Consider the following 18,733-nt stretch of genomic DNA (forward strand, 5'->3'; position numbering starts at 1 on the left):
ATAATTGCCGTGCAGGCGGGAAGGGGCTTCGCAGCATCGCGATTGCGCTCTATAGCCCCGGCATGACCGATGCGCGCGACAAGGGGCTGACCCTCAATCCCAAATTTGACGATCATGGCCTGATCACCGCCGTGGTCACTGATGTGGCGAGCGGCGACGTGCTGATGGTGGCGCATATGAATGCGCAGGCGTTGGCGCTGACGGTCGAGACAGGTCTTGCCCATTTCTGGTCGCGCAGCCGGCAGTCGCTGTGGAAGAAGGGCGAGACGTCCGGGCATATGCTGGCGGTGCGCGACATCCGGATCGATTGTGATCAGGACGCGGTGTGGGTGAAGGCGGTGCCAGCTGGGCCGACATGCCATACCGGCGCGCGATCCTGTTTCTTCCGCCGCGTCGGGGCGGATGGGCTTATGGCGGTTGATGCGGCGGACTAGCCTGATCCTGTTGTTATTGCTGGCGGCATGCCAGCGTGAACCGGCAAGCGACGCGGGGCCGGTGACGGGCGGTGTTGCCGCGTCGGGGCTAGAGCAGGCGGCGATTGCCAGTGGCGCAATCGCGGATGCGGCGGCGATTTCCCCCGTCGGATTGTTTCAGCGCAACCATGAGGCCGGGCGCGATGCGCTGTGCGTCATTCCCGGCAAGGGCGGCGCGCTGCGGTTCGGGCTGGAGGCCAATTTCGGCGAGGACCAAAGCTGCCGGGGACGGGGGAACGCACGCCGGACGGGCGACAAGCTGATCCTGAGTTTTGCCGGGGGCGACCGCTGCATCATCGTGGCGCAATATGATGGCGATCAGGTCGCGCTGCCGGGCGTGGTCGACATGGCCTGCGCTGACCTGTGCGAGGGGCGCGGCACGCTGGAGGGCGTGAGCTTTCCGCGGATCGCCAATGATGCGGCCAGCGCGCTGCGCGCGCGCGATCGCGGCGGCGATGCGCTATGCGAGGCTCAATAGCCGATATAGCGTCCGGGGCGATGGTTGACGATCAGTACCGCATTGATGGCCGCGGCTGACAGGATCGAGAGGGCGAAGCGGTCCACGCTGAGCAAGGGGAGCGAGGCCAACAGGATCAGCGCGTCGCCCAGCATCTGTGTCCGCCCGGCATTCCAGCCCCGGCGCCTTTGCAGCAGCAGGGCGATAACGCCCAGGCCGCCCACGCCTGCGCCATGGCGGGCGACGGCAAGGATGCCAAAGCCGATGATCGAGCCGCCGAACAGCGCGGCGAAAAGCGGGCTGACCTGCGCCAGATGCAGCGCCGACGGCATCATCAGTCCCATCGCCATGATCGCCAGATTGGCAAACAGCGTCTTGATGCCGAAGGCGATGCCCATCGCTCGTCCGGCGAAGAGAAAGAAGGGGATGTTTATGAAGAGAAACAGCGTCGCTGGCGGATAGTGGACGAGATAGGAAAGGAGCAGCGCGATCCCCGCCATGCCGCCGGTGACCAGATTGGCGGCCTTGAGCAGCATCAGTCCCATCGCGATGAATGCGCAACCGATGACGATGGCATAGCCGTCTTCGGCCAGATTATGGGGGCGGGGTGCGAGCGACGCAGAAGCAGGGGGCATGGCATGTCCGTCAGGGGTTATGCCCCAGGCCATCCTCTCCCCCTTACGGATTCATGATAACCGCGCGAACCCGTGCTGCAAAGCCCCGGTCTTAGCCGCCCGTGTCGATCTCTGCCGGTCCGAACTGGTCGATGGCCTCGAAAAGCCGGGCAAGCGCTTCGCGTTCTTCGGGCAGGATTTCCGGGCGCCAGACTTCGAACAGCAGGACGACGCGGGTTTCAGCGCTGCGGTTCCATGCCTCATGTTCGACGCTGTCGTCGAAGATCAGCATTTCGCCCGTCCGCCAGGCGCGGGTCTCCGCGCCGACGCGCAGCGCGCAGTCGCTGGGGGCGAGCAGCGGCAAGTGGCAAATCAGGCGGGTATTGAGCAGGCCGTGGTGCGGCTGGATATGCGTGCCAGGCTTGAGCAGCGACCAGAGCGCCATGGGCGAGCGGCCAGCGATGATCGGCCGTGGCGCCAGATCCAGCGCAGCCATGACGGCCGGGCAGCGGGCGGCGTGGTCCTCCACGGGCTTGCCGCTTTGCCAGAAATAATAGGCGCCCCAACTGGGATCGTCGCGCAGCGGGTTGTTGGGGGCGGGGCCGTGCGACGGGGTTTCTACATAGGGTGCAAAATCGGCGGCGCCTGCGCGGACGGCGTTCAACTCCGCCACTATATCATCTGTCATCGCCTCTATTGCGGCGACCCAGTCAAACTCTTCCCGCTCGTAAAAGGCGCGTTGGGGCAGGCCGGGGAAATAGAACATGCTGGGTTGCTGGAGGTAAAGCTGGCTCTTGCCCAGCAGCAGATCGGTCGCCAGCGTGATGCGGGGCAAGGCAGGCAGGTCGCTGATGGCGGCGCTCAGATGGTCCTCGAACCGGGCGCTGGCGTTGTTCAGGATCGCCTGCGCCTGAAGCAGCATCGGCTGGAGTTGCGGCGGCGCGCCGGTCGCGGCGGCTTGCGCCACGGCGGCACGGCACCAGCGCGTTGCCTCCCGGTCATCGCCGCGTCGCAGGGCATTCTGTCCCATGGCCAGCAGGGCGGGGAGATCGCGGGGCTGTTCCCGCAATATGCGCCGGAGCGCGGCGGCTTCGCCGTCCCAGTCGCCGGTGCGGTTGCATGCCTGCGCCAGCAGCATGGGTGGCGGGGCCGCCATTTCGTGCAAGGCTGCGCGCGCGACTGCCGCATCCCCGCGTCGCAATGCTGCGATGGCTGCCTCTTGCAGCGCGCTCTCTCTTGCCCGGTCGGTCATGGTCCCGCCTTAAACGGTGGCGGAGCGGCGCGAAAGCGGCTTATTCGCAGGGGACGGCCACCAGCCGGTCGGTGCGCCGCTCCAGCATGATCGACAGCAGGAAGATGCCAAGCCCGCCCAGCGCCAGCGCCGCACCGATCCAGCCGGTCGATGTGAGGCCGTAGCCCGCCGCGATCGAAAGGCCGCCAAGCCATGGGCCAAGCGCATTGGCGATGTTGAAGGCGCTGTGGTGCAGCGCGGCCGCCAAGGTCTGCGCATCGCCCGATACGTCCATCAACCGGGCCTGCAATGGTGTGCCAAGGCCGCCGCCTGCGCCGATCAGGAAGATGCTGAGGCAGAGCGTCCAGATATTGCCGGCCATGAAGGGGAAAAGCGCCAGAGCGGCCGCGCTCCACAGGGTGACGCCGATGACGGTGCGCTTGAGCGAGCGGTCCGCGCACCATGCCGCGACGAGATTGCCGATCGTCAGGCCGATGCCGAAAATGGCGAGCACCACCGGCACCCAGGATGGGGAGACATGGGTGATCTCCATCATGGTGGACGCCACATAGGTATAGACGGCGAACAGCCCGCCAAAGCCAATCGCGCCGGTCAACAGAGTGAGCCAGACCTGGGGCCGGGTGAGAGCGCCCAGTTCGCGCGCCGGGCTGGCCTTTGGATCGCCCGCGTCGCGCGGGGCGTAGAGCGCCACCAGCGTCATTGTCGCAATGGCGAGCGCAGTCACGACGATAAAGCCGGAACGCCAGCCCATCGCCTGCCCCATCCAGTTGGCGACGGGTACACCGACAACGGTTGCGACAGTCAGGCCCGACATGACCCGCGCAATCGCCTGCGTGCGCCTTTCGATCGGCACCAGACTGGCGGCGACCAGTGCGGCGACGCCGAAATAGGCACCATGCGGCACGCCGCTCAGAAAACGGAACACGAGCATCCAGCCATAGCTGGGCGAGAGGGCGGAGAGGCCGTTGCCGATAGCGAACATCGCCATCAGGCCGATCAGCAAGGTTCGGCGCGGCAGGCGCGCACCAAAAGCAGCGATGACGGGCGCGCCGGCAACCACCCCCAGCGCATAGGCGCTGATCGCATGGCCTGCGGTTGGCGCGTCTATGCCCAGGTCATGGGCAAAGAAGGGCAGCAGGCTCATGCTCGCGAACTCGGTCGTGCCGATGGCGAAGGCGCCGACCGACAGCGCAAAAAGGACGAGCGCGGGATGCGCGGTCGGGCGGGAAGTGCCCATGGTCAGCTCCATGCTGCATTGCAAATAGGGGGAGCCGCCAGATGGGCGCAGTGACAGCGCTGGTCAAGGGCGGTGCCGCGTGAGTTTATTGCAAGTGCGTGGTCATGACGTGCAACCCGGCGCGGGCGTGGCCGAATGCATCTGGCCGTGCGGCATTAGTGGGCTTATCCGCCGACCTGCGCCTTGCTTACATCCAGCATCTTGCCGTTGGTGATGACGACCAGATCGCCTAATTTGGTGACGCCGAACAGCTTTTGGGCAAATTCCTTGGGTACCCCGATGCAACCATGGGTGCCGCGGCCCCATTGGACGTCGCTGCCATGGATGAACACGCCGTCGTTGGTCAGGCGCTGTGCGAAGGGCATGGGGGCATTGTCATAGGTGCGCGAATAATAGTCGGCATGTTTGGCCATGATCGGGAATGCGCCCAGGGGGCTGGGCTTGTCGGTGGCGCCGTAGAGAATGACGGCAGCGCCAATTTCGTAACCGGCGCGGAATACGGACAGGGTTTGCGCGCGCAGGTCGACAGTGATGATGACCCGGCCAGCGGCGGGCGCGCCATGTTCGTCCCAGACATAATCGCCATGGCGGAACGGTCCGTCAATCTTGAGCACGCGCTTGACGCGCAGCGCGTCGGGATCGACCGCCATGCCCTGATCGCTGCTGCGCTCGACGGTTTTGGCCGGTGCCGGAGCAGGCGCGGCGGCAGTCGTGGCCGCTGGCGCTGTTTCCTCGGCAGCGGGCCGGTCGATCCAGTTGGTCACGAGCAGGCCGACGCCCGCCAGTCCCGCGCCGATCGCCAGCTTGGGTCCGGCGCTTTTCGCCAGCGCCTTGAGCAATCCAGCCATGTCAATCCTCGCTTGAATCCCGTCGGCGACACTATAGCGCCAAAAAGGTTAAGCTCAGCCTTCGCGCGCGACTTCCGCTGCCGCGATGGCGGTGAGATTGAGTATGCCGCGCGAAGTGACGCCCGGCGTAAGGACGTGGATCGGTTGTTTGAGGCCCATCAGCATCGGCCCGACCGTGGGCGAGCTGGAGGAGGCGGAGAGCGCCGTCAGCGTGATGTTGGCTGCGTCCAGATTGGGCATCACCAGCAGATTGGCCGGACCTTCAAAGCGCGAGTCGGGAATGAGGCGTTCGCGCAAAGACTGGCTGAGCGCCGCGTCGGCGTGCATTTCACCATCGACCATCAGTTCGGGCGCGGCTTCGCGGACCAGTTTGAGCGCCGACCGCATCTTGCGCGCGCTGTTGCTGTGCGACGCGCCGAAATTGGAGTGGGACAGTAGTGCCGCGCGCGGGGTCAGGCCGAAATTGAGCAATTCCGCCGCCGCCAGCAGCGTCATTTCGGCCACCTGCTGCGGTGTCGGATCGGGCACCATATGGGTGTCGGTGATGAACAGCGCGCCTGCGTCCAGGATCAGGCCAGACAGCGCATAGACGCGGCTCTGTCCCGGCTCCCGGTCGATGATGCGCAGCACATGCTCGACCTGGCCCCAATATTCGCTGTTGCCGCCGACCAGCGCAGCATCGACACGGCCGGTGCGCAGCAGCATGGCGGCAGTAACGGTCGGACGGCGATAGACATGGCGGACGACTTCGGCGGCCGGCACGCCGCGCCGGGACGCGATGGCGCGATAGGCTTCGACCAGTTCGCCCATGACCAGATGGTCGGTTTCCGGGTCGATCACCTCGACATCGCGGTCCAGTTGAAAGCGCAGGCCAAGATCTGGCAGCTTCTGGTTCAGGATGCGGCGACGCGCGACGATGACCGGGCGCACAATCGCTTCGTCCAGTGCGTCCTGAATGGCGCGCAGCACGCGCTCATCCTCTCCTTCGCCATAAGCGATCCGGCGGCCGCCGCCACGGGCGGCCTCGAACACCGGCATCATCAGCTGGCCGGAGCGGGTGTTCTGGCGCGACAGGTTGCGCTTATAGTCTTCCAGATCGATCGGGCGGCGGGCGACGCCGCTGTCCATCGCAGCCTTTGCCACGGCGGGCGCGATCTCCGCGATCAGGCGCGGATCGAAGGGGGTGGGGATGATATAGTCCGGGCCGAATGCCAGCTTCCGGCCGCCATAGGCTTGCGCGACGCTGTCATGCGCGGGCAGGCGCGCAAGGCCGGCAATGGCTTCGGCAGCGGCGGCCTTCATCGCTTCGTTGATCTGGGTCGCGCCGACGTCCAGCGCACCCCGGAAGATATAGGGGAAGCACAGGACGTTGTTGACCTGATTGGGATAATCCGACCGGCCCGTGGCGATGATAGCATCGGGGCGCACTTCGCGCGCGGCTTCGGGGCGGATTTCCGGTTCCGGGTTGGCGAGCGCGAAGATCAGCGGATTGGGAGCCATCAGCGGCAACCATTCAGGCTTCAGCACGCCGGGGGCGGAAAGGCCCAGGAACAGGTTGGCGCCGGGCAGCACGTCGGGCAGGGAGCGGGCGTTGGTGACGCGGGCGTAGCGCGCCATGTTGGGGAGCATCCCTTCGCGCCCTGCATGGATGACGCCGTCCTTGTCGGTCATGGTGACGTTATCGACCGGCAGGCCCATCGACACGAGCAAGTCCACGCAGGCAAGCGCAGCGGCGCCTGCGCCGGACGTCACCAGCCTGGCATCGGCCAGTGTCTTGCCCTGCAAGACGAGCGCGTTGCGCACGGCGGCGGCGACGACGATGGCGGTGCCATGCTGGTCATCGTGAAAGACCGGAATGTTCATCCGTTCCTTCAGCCGCGCCTCGATCGCGAAACATTCCGGTGCCTTGATATCTTCCAGATTGATGCCGCCGAAGGTCGGCTCCATCAGCGCGACGGCTTCGACGAACTTGTCGGCGTCAGTCGTATCGATTTCGATGTCGAATACGTCGATGTCGGCGAATTTCTTGAAGAGGACCGCCTTGCCCTCCATCACCGGCTTCGATGCCAGCGCACCAATCGCGCCGAGGCCAAGGACAGCCGTGCCGTTGCTGATCACCGCGACAAGATTGCCCCGCGCGGTATAATCGAGCGCCTTGTCGGGATCGTCCGCGATTTCCATGCAGGGCGCGGCAACGCCCGGCGAATAAGCCAGCGCCAGATCGCGCTGGTTGACCATTCGCTTGGTCGGTTCGATGCGGAGTTTCCCCGGTCGGGGAAAGCGGTGATAGTCAAGGGCGGCGCGGCGTGTGTTGTCGTCCATGAAATGCCCTTAGAGCGGCTGCGCGTCAGGAGCAATGGCCGTGCGCTCCCAAGGTGGGGTTGGCGCATAGAGATTGGTCAGAAAATTGACGAAGCTGGTGATCGCGAGCGGCGGATTTTGCTGCGGCAATTGCACCGCGAACAGGCCAACATCCGAAGAACCTTCAAAGTCGGGCAAAATCTGCCGCACGTCACCGCGCGCCAAGGCGTCGCTAATGTCCCACAAGGATCGCAGCGCGATGCCGCCGCCAGCGAGCGCGATTTCGCGGACGACTTCGCTGCTATTGGTACGGACGTGGCTGCGGCCCTCTATCGTCACCGGACCTTTTGGCCCGACCAGCCGCCAGGGCATCTGCCCGTCGGCGGCGAGAAGGCGATGGGCCTTTAGGTCCGCTATCCGCCGGGGCGTATCGAACCGGTCGAGATAAGCGGGCGCAGCGCACAGGATGCGGCGATTGGTGGCAAGCCGCCGGGCGGCAAGGGTTGGGCCAGGATCGGCAGTGATACGGATGGCGAGGTCCGCGCGCGCCTCGATCAGGTCGGCGAAATCGTCGGACAGGTTGAGGGTCAGGTCGACACGGGGATGATCGTTGAGGAATCGGGGAAGCCAGGGCGCGAGATGAAGGCGACCAAAGGATGTGGGCGCGGTGATGCGGAGCGGCCCGGCAGCGACGGCCGAGACGCCCGACACGCGCCGTTCAGCCTCGTCGAGCGCCGCCAATATGGCGCGCAGGTCGGTATGGAGCCGCTCCCCCGCCGGGGTGAGCGCCAAACGTCGGGTGGTGCGATGGATCAGCCGCGCGCCAAGCCGCTCCTCCAGCCGGGCGAGGCGCTTGGACATCATGGCGGGTGATATATGCAGGCGGCGGCCCGCTGCGGCCAGGCCGCCTTCGTCCACGATGGTCGTGAACAGTTCATGGTCCGGGTCCATCATATTAATTCACCATGGGAAATACTGTGTTCGTATAATAGTGAATATACGACATAATCGAAAAGGTCTATGGATGCGTCAACCAAGGAGTGGAATGATGACCGAACGCATGATCGACCGGGCTGGCCTTCAGGTCGCAGCATCGCTCGCCGCCTTTATCGAAGACCAGGCGCTGCCCGGCACCGGAATCGAGCCTGAAGCCTTCTGGGCCGGAACAGCGGACATTTTTGCCCGGTTTGCGCCCGATAATGTCGCTTTGCTGCGCAAGCGCGACACGATGCAGGCCCAGATCGACAGCTGGCACGAACAGCGCGTCGGGCAGCCGCATGACGCCGCCGCCTATCAGGCGTTCCTGCGCGAAATCGGCTATCTGGTCGCAGAGCCTGCACCCTTCACCATCGGCAGCGAGAATGTCGATGATGAGGTCGCACGGCTCGCCGGGCCGCAGCTGGTCGTTCCCATCCTCAATGCACGTTTCTTGCTGAACGCGGCCAATGCGCGCTGGGGCAGCCTTTACGATGCGCTCTATGGCACCGACGCGATCCCCGGATCGGCTGCGGGCAAGGGCTATGACGCTGCGCGCGGGGCGCAGGTCATCGCCTGGGCCAAGGCGTTTCTGGACGATGCGGTCCCGCTGGCCAATGGGCGCTGGGCGGATCTGACCAGTGACGAGATCATCCTTGCCCATCCGGCGCAATATCTGGGGCAGAGCGCGAAGGGCCGTCTGTTCCGCCATAACGGCCTGCATATCGAGGTTGTTTTCGATCGAGACCATCCGATCGGCGCGACCGATCCCGCTGGCGTATCCGACGTCATCCTTGAATCGGCGCTGACCGCGATCTGCGATCTGGAGGATTCGGTCGCGGCGGTCGATGCGGAGGACAAGGTCGCGGCCTATGCCAACTGGCTGGGCCTGATGAAGGGCGACCTGACCGAGACGTTCGAAAAGGGCGGTGCGACGATGACCCGCGCGCTCAATCCCGACCGCGCCTATAGCGCGCCCGATGGCAGCAACTTCACCCTGCCGGGCCGCAGCCTGTTGTTCGTCCGCAATGTCGGTCACCTGATGACCACGCCTGCTATCCTGCTGCCCAATGGCAAGGAAGCACCCGAAGGCATATTGGACGGCATCGTCACCAGCCTGATCGCGCTGCATGACTTGCAACGGGACGGCGGCAACAGCCGGGCGGGTAGCGTCTATATCGTCAAGCCCAAGATGCACGGGCCGGAGGAAGCGGCCTTCACCAACCGCCTGTTCGACGCGATCGAGGATATGCTGGGCATGGCACGCCATACGCTGAAAGTCGGCGTCATGGATGAGGAACGGCGCACCTCGGCCAATCTGGCCGCCTGCATCCATGCTGTTTGCGACCGGATCGTTTTCATCAACACCGGCTTCCTCGACCGCACCGGGGACGAGATGCACACGTCGATGCAGGCCGGGCCGATGATCCGCAAGGGCGAGATGAAGAGCAGCGACTGGATCGCGGCCTATGAGGATCGCAACGTTCAGATCGGCCTTGCCTGCGGGCTGTCGGGCCGGGCGCAGATCGGCAAGGGGATGTGGGCTGCGCCCGACCGCATGGCCGACATGCTGGAGCAGAAGGCCGGGCATCCCAAAACCGGGGCGAATACGGCCTGGGTGCCTTCACCCACCGCCGCGACCCTGCATGCGACCCATTATCACCGGATCGACGTTTTTGCCCGGCAGGAGGAGCGCAAGGCAGAGGGCATTGCTTCGCTCGACCGGCTGCTGGCCATTCCGGTCGCTAACGGGCGCAACTGGTCCGAGGAAGAAATTGCCGAGGAACTGGACAATAATGCGCAGGGCATGCTGGGCTATGTCGTCCGCTGGATCGATCAGGGGGTCGGTTGTTCGAAGGTTCCTGACATTCACGACATCGGCCTGATGGAGGATCGGGCGACGCTGCGCATTTCATCGCAGCATATGGCCAACTGGCTGCTGCATGGCGTCTGTACGGCGGAGCAGGTCGATGCGGCGCTCGCGCGGATGGCGGCGAAGGTCGATGCGCAAAATGCAGGCGATCCGCTGTATCAGCCGATGAGCGGCCGGGAAGCGGAGAGCCTGGCCTTTCAGGCCGCGCGGGCGCTGGTGTTCGAAGGCGTCGAACAGCCCAACGGCTATACCGAGCCGCTGCTTCATGCCTGGCGTGCGCGGGCCAAGGCGCAGGCGGCGCTCGAACCGGCATAAGCCATCGCCACAGGCAGCCTTTTGACAGGTTTGGGCGTTCTCTCCTCATTATGTGGGAGAGGATCATCTTGAAACAGTCTCTGCTTGTGGTGGCCCTGTGCTGTTCGGCGTGCAACCTGTCGGTGACGGAGGCGAATGACAGCGCCCCCGCGCCGCAGGGGGAAGAACGTAGCGCAGCGCAGGCTGCGGTCGATCCCTACGCCTTTGTTGTGCAGCCTGAACCGGCTGGTGTGCCGCCGCGCGTGGATTCGATTCTTCAGGCGCAGGTCGCGCTCGATCGGGCGGGCTTTTCGCCCGGCGTGCTGGATGGCAAGGAGGGCATGTCCTTCACCAAGGCGCTCACCGGCTTTCAGCAGGCGCGCGGGCTGACTCCCAATGGCAAATATGATGAGGCGACGGCGAAAGTCCTGCTGGGCGATGCGCCGCCACCCGCCACATGGATCGTGCAGGTGCCGGAGGGTTTTGCGCGCGGGCCTTTTGCCGAAACTCCCAAGGGGCTGAACGAACAGGCGAAGCTGCCTGCCTTGTCCTATCGCAATCTGCTGGAGAAGCTGGCGGAGCGGTTTCACACAACGCCGGAGGCGCTGGTGGCGCTGAACCAGCCGGGTACGCGGGTAGGGGCGGGGGCCAACATCCGGGTGCCGGCGATCGCGAACCAGCCTGTCGCCACGATCGAGGGCGATGCGCGCGGCTGGGGCGAGACGCTGGCCAGCCTGGCAGTCGCGAAGGACCAGCCCAAGGCCGATCATATCGTTGTCGACAAGTCCGAAGGGCTGCTCAAGGTCTATGACGCCGACGACCGGCTGATCGCGCAATTTCCGGCGACCACCGGGTCACAGCATGATCCCTTGCCGATTGGCGACTGGACGGTGAAGGGCGTCAGCCGCAATCCCGATTTCCATTATAATCCGGACCTGTTCTGGGATGCGTCGGCCAAGGATGAGAAGGCGGTGCTGAAGCCCGGTCCCAATGGTCCGGTCGGTGTGGTCTGGATCGACCTGTCCAAGGATCATTATGGCATTCATGGCACGCCGGAGCCGCAGAATATCGGCCGGACCCAAAGCCATGGCTGCATCCGCCTGACCAATTGGGATGCAGCGCGGCTGGCGCAGATGGTGCAGAGCGGCATGAAGGCGGTGTTCCAGCCGTGAACCTGCGGGCGCGACGGTGGGGCTGGGTGACAGTCGCGCTGCTGGCCTGCGTCGCCTTTGCGCATTTTTGCGGCCGCATCGTCCCGGCCGATGCACCCGCTGGCGATCCGGCGCCTGTCCAAGAGGCTGTGGACCGTGGCGGAGCGTTGATCGTGCCGGTCGCGGGCGTCTCGCCTGCCGCATTGACCGATACTTTCACGCAGGCGCGGGCGAGTGGAGCGCGACGACATGACGCGATCGACATCATGGCGCCACGCGGCAGCTCGGTCATCGCGGTGGCGGATGGAAGGATTGAAAAGATATTCTGGAGCGAGGCGGGCGGGCGGACGCTCTATCTACGCTCGCCCGACCGGCGCACCCTCTATTATTACGCCCATCTCGACAGCTATGCGCCCGGCGTGCGTGAAGGACAGACGGTGCGCCGTGGGCAGTGGATCGCGCGCGTGGGGAGCAGCGGCAATGCCGATCCGGCGGGACCGCATCTCCACTTCGCGGTCCACATAATGACGCCGGACGAGCCGTGGCATGGCGGGCGTCCGGTCAATCCCTATCCGCTGTTGACCCGCGCCCGATGACGCCCCTCTTGCCCTGAGGCCCGTCTGTCTGTATTGGCCCGCCCAGCCTTTTTTGATGAAGGCGCGGCTCTTTTCACCACAGACATATAGGCAGGCTCTTCCCATGAAGATCAGCGGCGTGGACATTCGTCCCGGCAACAATATCGAATATGAAGGCGGCCTGTGGCGCGCTGTCAAGATTCAGCACACCCAGCCCGGCAAGGGCGGCGCCTATATGCAGGTCGAACTGAAAAACCTGATCGACGGTCGCAAGAATAACGTCCGTTTCCGCTCCGCCGAAAGCGTCGAGCGCATCCGGCTCGACACCAAGGATTTCCAGTATCTCTACGCTGAAGGCGACATGCTCGTTTTCATGGATCAGGAAAGCTATGAGCAGATCAACCTGCCGCAGGAATTGCTGGGCGATGCCGCCGACTTCTTGCAGGACGGCATGGAAGTGACGCTGGAAATGTATGAGGAGCGGCCGATTTCGGTGCAGTTGCCCGACACGATCGAAGCGACCGTGGTGGAAGCCGACGCCGTGGTGAAGGGGCAGACCGCCTCCGCCAGCTACAAGCCCGCAATTCTGGACAATGGCGTGCGCGTCATGGTGCCGCCGCACATCGTCAGCGGCACGCGCATCGTGGTCGATGTCTATGCCCGCGAATATGTGAAGCGCGCGGACTGACTCGCGCTTGAAGCCAAGGGGAGGGTGGGTCGCGCCCTCTCCATCACATGCCCTCCCCCGACCCCTTCCGCCAGCGGGAGGGGAGAAAGACATAAAAATGGTCAGCCATTCAGGCCTTCTCACCGTCATGGAACGCGCCGCGCGCAAGGCCGGCTCCAAGCTGCGCCGCGACTTTGGCGAGGTCGAGCATCTTCAGGTGTCGCGCAAGGGGCCTGCCGATTTCGTGTCCAAGGCGGACAAACAGTGCGAAAAGACGCTGGTCGAAGAGTTGCAGAAGGCACGGCCCGACTGGGGTTTCCTGCTGGAGGAAGGCGGGGTGATCGAGGGCGATCCGACCAAGCCGCGCTGGATCATCGATCCGCTCGATGGCACCACCAATTTCCTGCACGGCATTCCGCATTTCGCCATCTCGATCGCGGTCGAGGAGCCGCTTTATGGCGGCAAGCGCGACATTACGACGGGTCTGGTCTATCAGCCGGTTTCCGATGAAAGCTATTGGGCGGAAAAGAGCCGTGGCGCGTGGCGGCATGACCAGCGGCTGCGCGTGTCGGCGCGGCGCGACATGGGCGAATGCCTGATCGCGACCGGCATACCGTTCATGGGGCATGGCGACTTTGCGCAATGGACCCGCATTTTCGGCGCGGTCGCGCCGTCGGTCGCGGGGATTCGCCGCTTTGGCGCGGCCTCGCTGGACCTCGCCCATGTGGCGTCGGGCCGGTATGACGGCTTCTGGGAAAGCGGCTTGCAACCCTGGGACGTGGCGGCTGGCATATTGCTGGTGCGAGAGGCGGGCGGCTTCGTGTCCGACTTCCGGGGTGGCGATCAGGCGATCGAGCGCAAGGAAGTGATTGCGGGCAATGACGCGATCCACAGCAAATTGCACAAGCTGGTGGCCAACGCCCTGCGCTAAAGGCCATCTAGGCCAAGCGGTTCAGCCACTTGGCCTTTTTGCGATTCATTCTCAGTCCTTAGGCCCCTTGCTTCGCATATGCAGCAGGCCTAAAGCGCCCCCACAACCTTTTCGCCCAGGGGATAACGTTGGTCGATCTTGCCCAATATCTGCCGATCCTGATCTTTCTTGGGGTCGCGCTGCTGCTCTCCAGCGCATTCGTCTTTCTGCCGATGCTGGTGGGTCGCCTGACCGGCGCGCACAAGCCGAACCCGGCCAAGCTCAGCGAATATGAATGCGGTTTTCCCGCGTTCGAGGAACCGCGCAGCCAGTTTGACGTCCGCTTCTATCTGGTGGCGATCCTCTTCATCATCTTCGATCTTGAAGCGGCGTTCCTGTTTCCCTGGTCGGTAAGCCTGGACCAGATCGGCTGGGCCGGCTGGGCGACGATGATGATTTTCATAGCGGAGCTGGTGCTCGGCCTCGTCTATGCGTGGAAGAAGGGAGCGCTCGATTGGGAGTAGAACTCTATAGCCCGGCGCCCGGCACCTTGCCGCCCGTCGGGACTCAGCCCGATCAGGACTTCTTCAATTCGCTCAACAGCGAAGTGAATGACAAGGGTTTCCTGGTCACATCGACCGAAGATCTGTTTACCTGGGCGCGTACCGGGTCGCTGTGGTGGATGACCTTTGGCCTCGCCTGCTGCGCGGTCGAGATGATTCACGTCAACATGCCGCGCTACGATATGGAGCGCTTCGGGGCCGCGCCGCGTGCGTCCCCGCGCCAGAGCGACGTGATGATCGTCGCGGGCACGCTGTGCAACAAGATGGCTCCAGCGTTGCGCAAGGTTTACGACCAGATGTCTGAACCGAAATATGTGATTTCCATGGGCTCCTGCGCCAATGGCGGTGGCTATTATCATTATAGCTATTCGGTAGTGCGTGGTTGCGACCGGATCGTGCCGGTCGACATCTATGTGCCGGGTTGCCCGCCGACTGCCGAAGCGCTGCTCTATGGCGTGATGCAGTTGCAGCGCAAAATCCGCAGGATCGGGACGATTGAGCGTTAAGATGGGTCATTCCGCACCGAAAATCGCGACCATCGAAGGGATCGTGCAGGAAATCGAGGCGATCCTCGGTTCGATGCTGATCGAGACGGTCGACCATGCCGACGAACTGGGCTTCATCGTGCAGCGCGAAGCGCTGTCGCAGGCGATGACGTTGCTGCGTGATCGCGCGCAATATCAGCAGCTGATGGAGATTGCCGGGGTCGATTATCCCGATCGCCCCGAACGGTTCGAAGTCGCCTATCACCTGCTGAGCGTGACGCGGAACCACCGCATCCGCGTGAAGGTGTCGACGGACGAGGACAAGCCGGTGCCGACCGTCACGCATATCTGGCCGGTTGCGGGCTGGCTGGAGCGCGAAGTGTTCGACATGTATGGCGTGGTGTTCGAGGGCAATACCGACCTGCGTCGCATCCTGACGGACTATGGTTTCAAGGGGCATCCCCAACGCAAGGACTTCCCGCTGACCGGCTATGTCGAACTGCGCTATTCCGAAGAGGATAAGCGCGTCGTCTATGAGCCGGTGAAGCTGGCGCAGGATTTCCGCAGCTTCGACTTCATGTCGCCCTGGGAAGGCGCTGAATATATTCTGCCGGGCGACGAGAAGGCGAAGGGCGAAGCGCCCGGCGCGCCGACGCCAGCCCCTCCGCCGACCTCCACGCCCAAGACCACCGAAAAGAAGGCCGATACCGGCGCTGGCGAAGCGGCGAACAAGGCGGCGAAGGCCAAGTCAGAGGAAGCGCCGGCCAAGCCAGCCGCGCAGACCGATGAAGGCAAGGGTGCTGCCAAGCCGGAGGACAAGGCATAATGTCCGATTATCTCGAAAAGCTGGACCACCATACCGACGCCGCCGATCCGGCCTATGGCGACACGGAAATCCAGAATTACACGATCAATTTCGGTCCCCAGCATCCCGCGGCGCACGGCGTTCTCCGCCTCGTCATGGAACTGGAGGGCGAGATCGTCGAACGCTGCGATCCCCATGTTGGCCTGCTGCATCGCGGCACCGAAAAGCTGATCGAATATAAGACCTATTTGCAGGCTTTGCCCTATTTCGACCGGCTCGATTATTGTTCGCCGCTGGGCATGGAGCATAGCTATGTCCTGGCGGTCGAGAAGCTGCTGAACCTGGAAGTGCCGCTGCGCGCGCAATATCTGCGCGTGTTCTTCGCGGAACTGACGCGCATCTGCAATCATATGCTCAACCTGGGTTCGCACGTCATGGACGTGGGCGCGATGACGCCGAACCTGTGGCTGTTCGAAATTCGCGAGGATTGCCTCAACTTTTTCGAGCGGGCGTCGGGCGCGCGCATGCACAGCGCTTACTTCCGTCCGGGCGGCGTGCATCAGGATGTGCCGCTGAAGCTTTTGACCGACATTGCCGACTGGCTCGACACGCGCCTGCCGCGCCTGTTCGAGGATGCGATCAGCCTTGTCGCGGACAACCGCATCTTCAAGCAGCGCAATGTCGACATCGCCGTGGTCAGCAAGGAAGACGCGCTGAAATGGGGCTTCTCCGGTCCCATGATCCGTGGCTCCGGCATTCCTTGGGACATCCGCAAGTCGCAGCCCTATGACGTCTATGACCGCATGGACTTCGACGTGCCGGTCGGCACCAATTATGACTGCTATGATCGGTTCATGGTGCGTGTCGAGGAAGTTCGCCAGTCGGCGCGGATCATGAAGCAGTGCCTCAATGAGATGCCCGAAGGGCCGATCGCCAGCTTCGACCGCAAGGTGGTGCCGCCCAAGCGCGGCGAGATGAAGCGGTCGATGGAAGCGCTGATCCACCACTTCAAACTTTATACCGAAGGCTTCCATGTGCCCGCCGGCGAAGTCTATGTGGCGACCGAAAGCCCCAAGGGCGAATTCGGCGTCTATCTGGTCGCGGACGGCTCCAACAAGCCCTATCGCTGCAAGATCCGCCCGACCGCCTTCTCGCATTTGCAGGCGATGGACTTCATGATGAAAGGCCACATGCTGGCCGACACAACCGCTGTGCTGGGTGCGATGGACATCGTGTTCGGAGAATGTGACCGATAATGGCTGACGCACCTCATATCCCCGATGAAGCCGAAACCCGCGCGCGCTGGGGCGCGTTTGCGTGGACGGCGGAGAATGCCGCTCAGGCGGAGAAGATTATCGCCCGCTATCCGGCTGGTCGCCAGCAATCCGCTGTCATGCCGTTGCTCGATCTGGCGCAGCGGCAGGTCGGCGCGGAAACGCAGACCCAGGGCTGGCTGCCCGTGCCGGTGATGGAATATATCGGGCGTCAGCTCGATATGCCCTATATGCGCGTCTATGAGGTCGCGACCTTCTACACCATGTATAACCTGGCGCCGGTTGGCCGCTATCATGTGCAGGTGTGCGGCACGACGCCCTGCATGTTGCGCGGCTCCGACGATGTGTTTGCGGCCTGCAAGAACAAGGGTCTGGTCAAGGGCGCGACGACGCCCGACGGCCTGTTCACGCTGACCGAAGTCGAGTGCCTGGGCGCGTGCGCCAATGCGCCGATGGTGCAGATCAACGACGATAATTACGAAGACCTGACCTATGACAGCATGAGCGCCGTGTTGGAGACGCTTAGCGCGGGCGGCCAACCCAAGATCGGGCCGCAGATCGATCGCCAGACCAGCGCGCCGGAGGGTGGCCCGACCACGCTCAAGGAGATGGTGTCCGAAAATCACGATTATCGGGGGGATTGGGCATGACCGACGCACCTGCTGCACCGGCCCCGTTTGTCGGCCCGCTCGCCGACAGCGATCGCATTTTCACCAACGTCCATGGTTTTCAGGACTGGGGTATCGACGCCGCGATGAAGCGTGGCGATTGGGACAATACCAAGGCGCTGCTGGCGCTGGGTCAGGACGCGATCATCGACATCATCAAGGCGTCGAACCTGCGCGGCCGTGGCGGCGCGGGCTTCCCGACCGGCATGAAGTGGAGCTTCATGCCCAAGGAAAGCAAGGATGGCCGTCCGAGCTTCCTGGTGATCAACGCCGACGAATCCGAGCCGGGTTCGTGCAAGGATCGCGAGATCATCCGCCACGATCCGCACAAGTTGATCGAGGGCGCGCTGGTTGCGGGCTTCGCGATGCGCGCGCGGGCTGCCTATATCTATATTCGCGGCGAGTTCATCTACGAAGCCAAGGTGCTGTTCGCGGCGGTCGAGCAGGCCTATGCCAAGGGGTTCCTGGGCAAGAATGCCTGCGGATCGGGTTATGATTTCGACGTGTTCGTCCATCGCGGCGCGGGCGCCTATATCTGCGGCGAGGAAACCGCGCAGATCGAAAGCCTGGAAGGCAAGAAGGGCCAGCCGCGCCTGAAACCGCCTTTCCCGGCGGGCGCTGGCCTCTATGGTTGTCCGACCACGGTCAACAATGTCGAAAGCATCGCGGTCAGCCCGACGATCCTGCGGCGTGGCGCGTCCTGGTTCAACCGCTTCGGTCGCGAAGGCAATCGCGGCACCAAGCTGTTCCAGATCAGCGGCCATGTGAACAAACCCTGCGTCGTCGAGGAATCGATGTCGATCCCGTTCCGCGAACTGATCGATCGCCATTGCGGTGGCATCCGGGGTGGCTGGGACAATCTGTTGGCGGTCATTCCGGGCGGTTCGTCCGTCCCGCTGGTCCCTGCGAAGGAGATCATGGACGCGCCGATGGATTTTGACGGGCTGAAGGCGCTCGGCTCCGGCCTTGGCACCGCCGCCGTCATCGTCATGGACAAGTCCACCGACATCGTGCGCGCCATCAGCCGGCTCAGCTATTTCTACAAGCATGAAAGCTGCGGCCAGTGCACGCCATGCCGTGAAGGCACGGGCTGGATGTGGCGGGTGATGGAACGGCTGCGCACCGGCGACGCCGACCTGTCCGAAATCGATATGCTGCATCAGGTGACCAAGCAGGTCGAGGGCCACACCATCTGCGCGCTCGGCGACGCGGCGGCCTGGCCGATCCAGGGGCTGATCCGGCATTTCCGACCCGAAATCGAACGCCGCATCAACGAGCGTGGCGCGCCTGTGATGGAGGCAGCGGAGTAAT

19 protein-coding genes are annotated in these 18,733 nt (G+C 63.9%); 13 read left to right on the forward strand and 6 right to left on the reverse strand.

The genetic code is table 11. The annotated features are described in order from the left end of the window. The first annotated feature begins 62 nt into the window (after positions 1-62). Positions 63-434: a phosphoribosyl-AMP cyclohydrolase gene (gene hisI / locus FE851_RS05730; protein WP_026002673.1), complete on the forward strand. Its 372-nt coding sequence runs from the start codon at positions 63-65 to the stop codon at positions 432-434. Further along, positions 421-951 (forward strand): hypothetical protein, encoded by a 531-nt coding sequence (locus FE851_RS05735; RefSeq protein ID WP_019053680.1) that lies wholly within the window; start codon positions 421-423, stop codon positions 949-951. Before hisI ends, FE851_RS05735 begins: the two co-directional genes overlap by 14 nt. Here the strand turns inward: FE851_RS05735 and FE851_RS05740 are convergent. The 6 genes from FE851_RS05740 to FE851_RS05765 all read right to left on the reverse strand — a co-directional run bounded on the left by FE851_RS05740 (position 945) and on the right by FE851_RS05765 (position 8,136). Next, positions 945-1,565 (reverse strand): YitT family protein, encoded by a 621-nt coding sequence (locus tag FE851_RS05740; RefSeq protein ID WP_017184617.1) that lies wholly within the window; start codon positions 1,563-1,565, stop codon positions 945-947. The genes FE851_RS05735 and FE851_RS05740 overlap by 7 nt on opposite strands. Before the next feature lie 91 nt (positions 1,566-1,656). Then, positions 1,657-2,796, reverse strand: coding sequence for an aspartyl/asparaginyl beta-hydroxylase domain-containing protein (locus FE851_RS05745; RefSeq protein WP_145200601.1), 1,140 nt, complete (start codon positions 2,794-2,796; stop codon positions 1,657-1,659). A 40-nt stretch (positions 2,797-2,836) separates the two neighbouring features. Next, positions 2,837-4,033, reverse strand: a complete 1,197-nt coding sequence (locus tag FE851_RS05750) for an MFS transporter (RefSeq protein ID WP_370569384.1) — start codon at positions 4,031-4,033, stop codon at positions 2,837-2,839. Between the two features lie 164 nt (positions 4,034-4,197). Then, complete coding sequence (locus FE851_RS05755) at positions 4,198-4,881, reverse strand: L,D-transpeptidase family protein (protein WP_130752685.1); 684 nt, start codon at positions 4,879-4,881, stop codon at positions 4,198-4,200. A gap of 54 nt (positions 4,882-4,935) precedes the next feature. Next, on the reverse strand, positions 4,936-7,203 hold the full coding sequence (locus tag FE851_RS05760; protein ID WP_017184613.1) for an NADP-dependent malic enzyme: 2,268 nt from the start codon (positions 7,201-7,203) through the stop codon (positions 4,936-4,938). A gap of 9 nt (positions 7,204-7,212) precedes the next feature. Then, positions 7,213-8,136: a LysR family transcriptional regulator gene (locus tag FE851_RS05765; protein WP_145200604.1), complete on the reverse strand. Its 924-nt coding sequence runs from the start codon at positions 8,134-8,136 to the stop codon at positions 7,213-7,215. A gap of 91 nt (positions 8,137-8,227) precedes the next feature. Here FE851_RS05765 and FE851_RS05770 point away from each other — a divergent pair, with 91 nt between their 5' ends. The 11 genes from FE851_RS05770 (at position 8,228) to nuoF (ending at position 18,732) form a co-directional block, all read left to right on the forward strand. Then, the gene (locus tag FE851_RS05770; RefSeq protein ID WP_145200607.1) at positions 8,228-10,345 is read left to right on the forward strand and encodes a malate synthase G; all 2,118 of its coding nucleotides are present in this window, start codon (positions 8,228-8,230) and stop codon (positions 10,343-10,345) included. Between the two features lie 50 nt (positions 10,346-10,395). Further along, on the forward strand, positions 10,396-11,496 hold the full coding sequence (locus tag FE851_RS05775; RefSeq protein WP_145200610.1) for a L,D-transpeptidase family protein: 1,101 nt from the start codon (positions 10,396-10,398) through the stop codon (positions 11,494-11,496). A gap of 2 nt (positions 11,497-11,498) precedes the next feature. Next, complete coding sequence (locus FE851_RS05780; protein WP_186378846.1) at positions 11,499-12,071, forward strand: M23 family metallopeptidase; 573 nt, start codon at positions 11,499-11,501, stop codon at positions 12,069-12,071. Between the two features lie 103 nt (positions 12,072-12,174). Continuing rightward, positions 12,175-12,738, forward strand: a complete 564-nt coding sequence (efp, locus tag FE851_RS05785; RefSeq protein ID WP_017184608.1) for an elongation factor P — start codon at positions 12,175-12,177, stop codon at positions 12,736-12,738. A 97-nt stretch (positions 12,739-12,835) separates the two neighbouring features. Then, positions 12,836-13,648 (forward strand): inositol monophosphatase family protein, encoded by an 813-nt coding sequence (locus FE851_RS05790; RefSeq protein WP_017184607.1) that lies wholly within the window; start codon positions 12,836-12,838, stop codon positions 13,646-13,648. A gap of 128 nt (positions 13,649-13,776) precedes the next feature. Further along, positions 13,777-14,151 carry an NADH-quinone oxidoreductase subunit A gene (locus FE851_RS05795; RefSeq protein WP_017184606.1) on the forward strand — a complete coding sequence of 125 codons (375 nt, stop codon included), beginning with the start codon at positions 13,777-13,779 and terminating at the stop codon, positions 14,149-14,151. Continuing rightward, positions 14,142-14,696, forward strand: coding sequence for a NuoB/complex I 20 kDa subunit family protein (locus FE851_RS05800; protein ID WP_026002669.1), 555 nt, complete (start codon positions 14,142-14,144; stop codon positions 14,694-14,696). Before FE851_RS05795 ends, FE851_RS05800 begins: the two co-directional genes overlap by 10 nt. Position 14,697: 1 nt before the next feature. Continuing rightward, positions 14,698-15,501 carry an NADH-quinone oxidoreductase subunit C gene (locus FE851_RS05805; RefSeq protein WP_145200616.1) on the forward strand — a complete coding sequence of 268 codons (804 nt, stop codon included), beginning with the start codon at positions 14,698-14,700 and terminating at the stop codon, positions 15,499-15,501. Beyond that, positions 15,501-16,736, forward strand: coding sequence for an NADH-quinone oxidoreductase subunit D (locus tag FE851_RS05810; RefSeq protein WP_145200619.1), 1,236 nt, complete (start codon positions 15,501-15,503; stop codon positions 16,734-16,736). Before FE851_RS05805 ends, FE851_RS05810 begins: the two co-directional genes overlap by 1 nt. Further along, positions 16,736-17,404: a complex I 24 kDa subunit family protein gene (locus FE851_RS05815; protein WP_017184601.1), complete on the forward strand. Its 669-nt coding sequence runs from the start codon at positions 16,736-16,738 to the stop codon at positions 17,402-17,404. The genes FE851_RS05810 and FE851_RS05815 overlap by 1 nt, the downstream gene beginning before the upstream one ends. Beyond that, positions 17,401-18,732, forward strand: coding sequence for an NADH-quinone oxidoreductase subunit NuoF (gene nuoF, locus FE851_RS05820; RefSeq protein WP_019053667.1), 1,332 nt, complete (start codon positions 17,401-17,403; stop codon positions 18,730-18,732). The genes FE851_RS05815 and nuoF overlap by 4 nt, the downstream gene beginning before the upstream one ends. Position 18,733: the final 1 nt, after the last annotated feature.

The sequence above is a fragment of the Sphingobium sp. B2 genome (genome assembly GCF_007693735.1).
In the GTDB taxonomy this organism is placed as follows: Bacteria; Pseudomonadota; Alphaproteobacteria; order Sphingomonadales; family Sphingomonadaceae; genus Sphingobium; species Sphingobium xenophagum.

What these genes read in the sequence shown, in the direction of transcription:
- hisI (WP_026002673.1), top strand. Translation starts at nt 63, where the DNA reads ATGACCGATGCGCGCGACAAGGGGCTGACCCTCAATCCCAAATTTGAC.
- FE851_RS05735 (WP_019053680.1), top strand. Translation starts at nt 421, where the DNA reads ATGCGGCGGACTAGCCTGATCCTGTTGTTATTGCTGGCGGCATGCCAG.
- FE851_RS05740 (WP_017184617.1), bottom strand. Translation starts at nt 1,565, where the DNA reads ATGCCCCCTGCTTCTGCGTCGCTCGCACCCCGCCCCCATAATCTGGCC.
- FE851_RS05745 (WP_145200601.1), bottom strand. Translation starts at nt 2,796, where the DNA reads ATGACCGACCGGGCAAGAGAGAGCGCGCTGCAAGAGGCAGCCATCGCA.
- FE851_RS05750 (WP_370569384.1), bottom strand. Translation starts at nt 4,033, where the DNA reads ATGGGCACTTCCCGCCCGACCGCGCATCCCGCGCTCGTCCTTTTTGCG.
- FE851_RS05755 (WP_130752685.1), bottom strand. Translation starts at nt 4,881, where the DNA reads ATGGCTGGATTGCTCAAGGCGCTGGCGAAAAGCGCCGGACCCAAGCTG.
- FE851_RS05760 (WP_017184613.1), bottom strand. Translation starts at nt 7,203, where the DNA reads ATGGACGACAACACACGCCGCGCCGCCCTTGACTATCACCGCTTTCCC.
- FE851_RS05765 (WP_145200604.1), bottom strand. Translation starts at nt 8,136, where the DNA reads ATGATGGACCCGGACCATGAACTGTTCACGACCATCGTGGACGAAGGC.
- FE851_RS05770 (WP_145200607.1), top strand. Translation starts at nt 8,228, where the DNA reads ATGATGACCGAACGCATGATCGACCGGGCTGGCCTTCAGGTCGCAGCA.
- FE851_RS05775 (WP_145200610.1), top strand. Translation starts at nt 10,396, where the DNA reads ATGTGGGAGAGGATCATCTTGAAACAGTCTCTGCTTGTGGTGGCCCTG.
- efp (WP_017184608.1), top strand. Translation starts at nt 12,175, where the DNA reads ATGAAGATCAGCGGCGTGGACATTCGTCCCGGCAACAATATCGAATAT.
- FE851_RS05790 (WP_017184607.1), top strand. Translation starts at nt 12,836, where the DNA reads ATGGTCAGCCATTCAGGCCTTCTCACCGTCATGGAACGCGCCGCGCGC.
- FE851_RS05805 (WP_145200616.1), top strand. Translation starts at nt 14,698, where the DNA reads ATGGGTCATTCCGCACCGAAAATCGCGACCATCGAAGGGATCGTGCAG.
- FE851_RS05810 (WP_145200619.1), top strand. Translation starts at nt 15,501, where the DNA reads ATGTCCGATTATCTCGAAAAGCTGGACCACCATACCGACGCCGCCGAT.
- FE851_RS05815 (WP_017184601.1), top strand. Translation starts at nt 16,736, where the DNA reads ATGGCTGACGCACCTCATATCCCCGATGAAGCCGAAACCCGCGCGCGC.
- nuoF (WP_019053667.1), top strand. Translation starts at nt 17,401, where the DNA reads ATGACCGACGCACCTGCTGCACCGGCCCCGTTTGTCGGCCCGCTCGCC.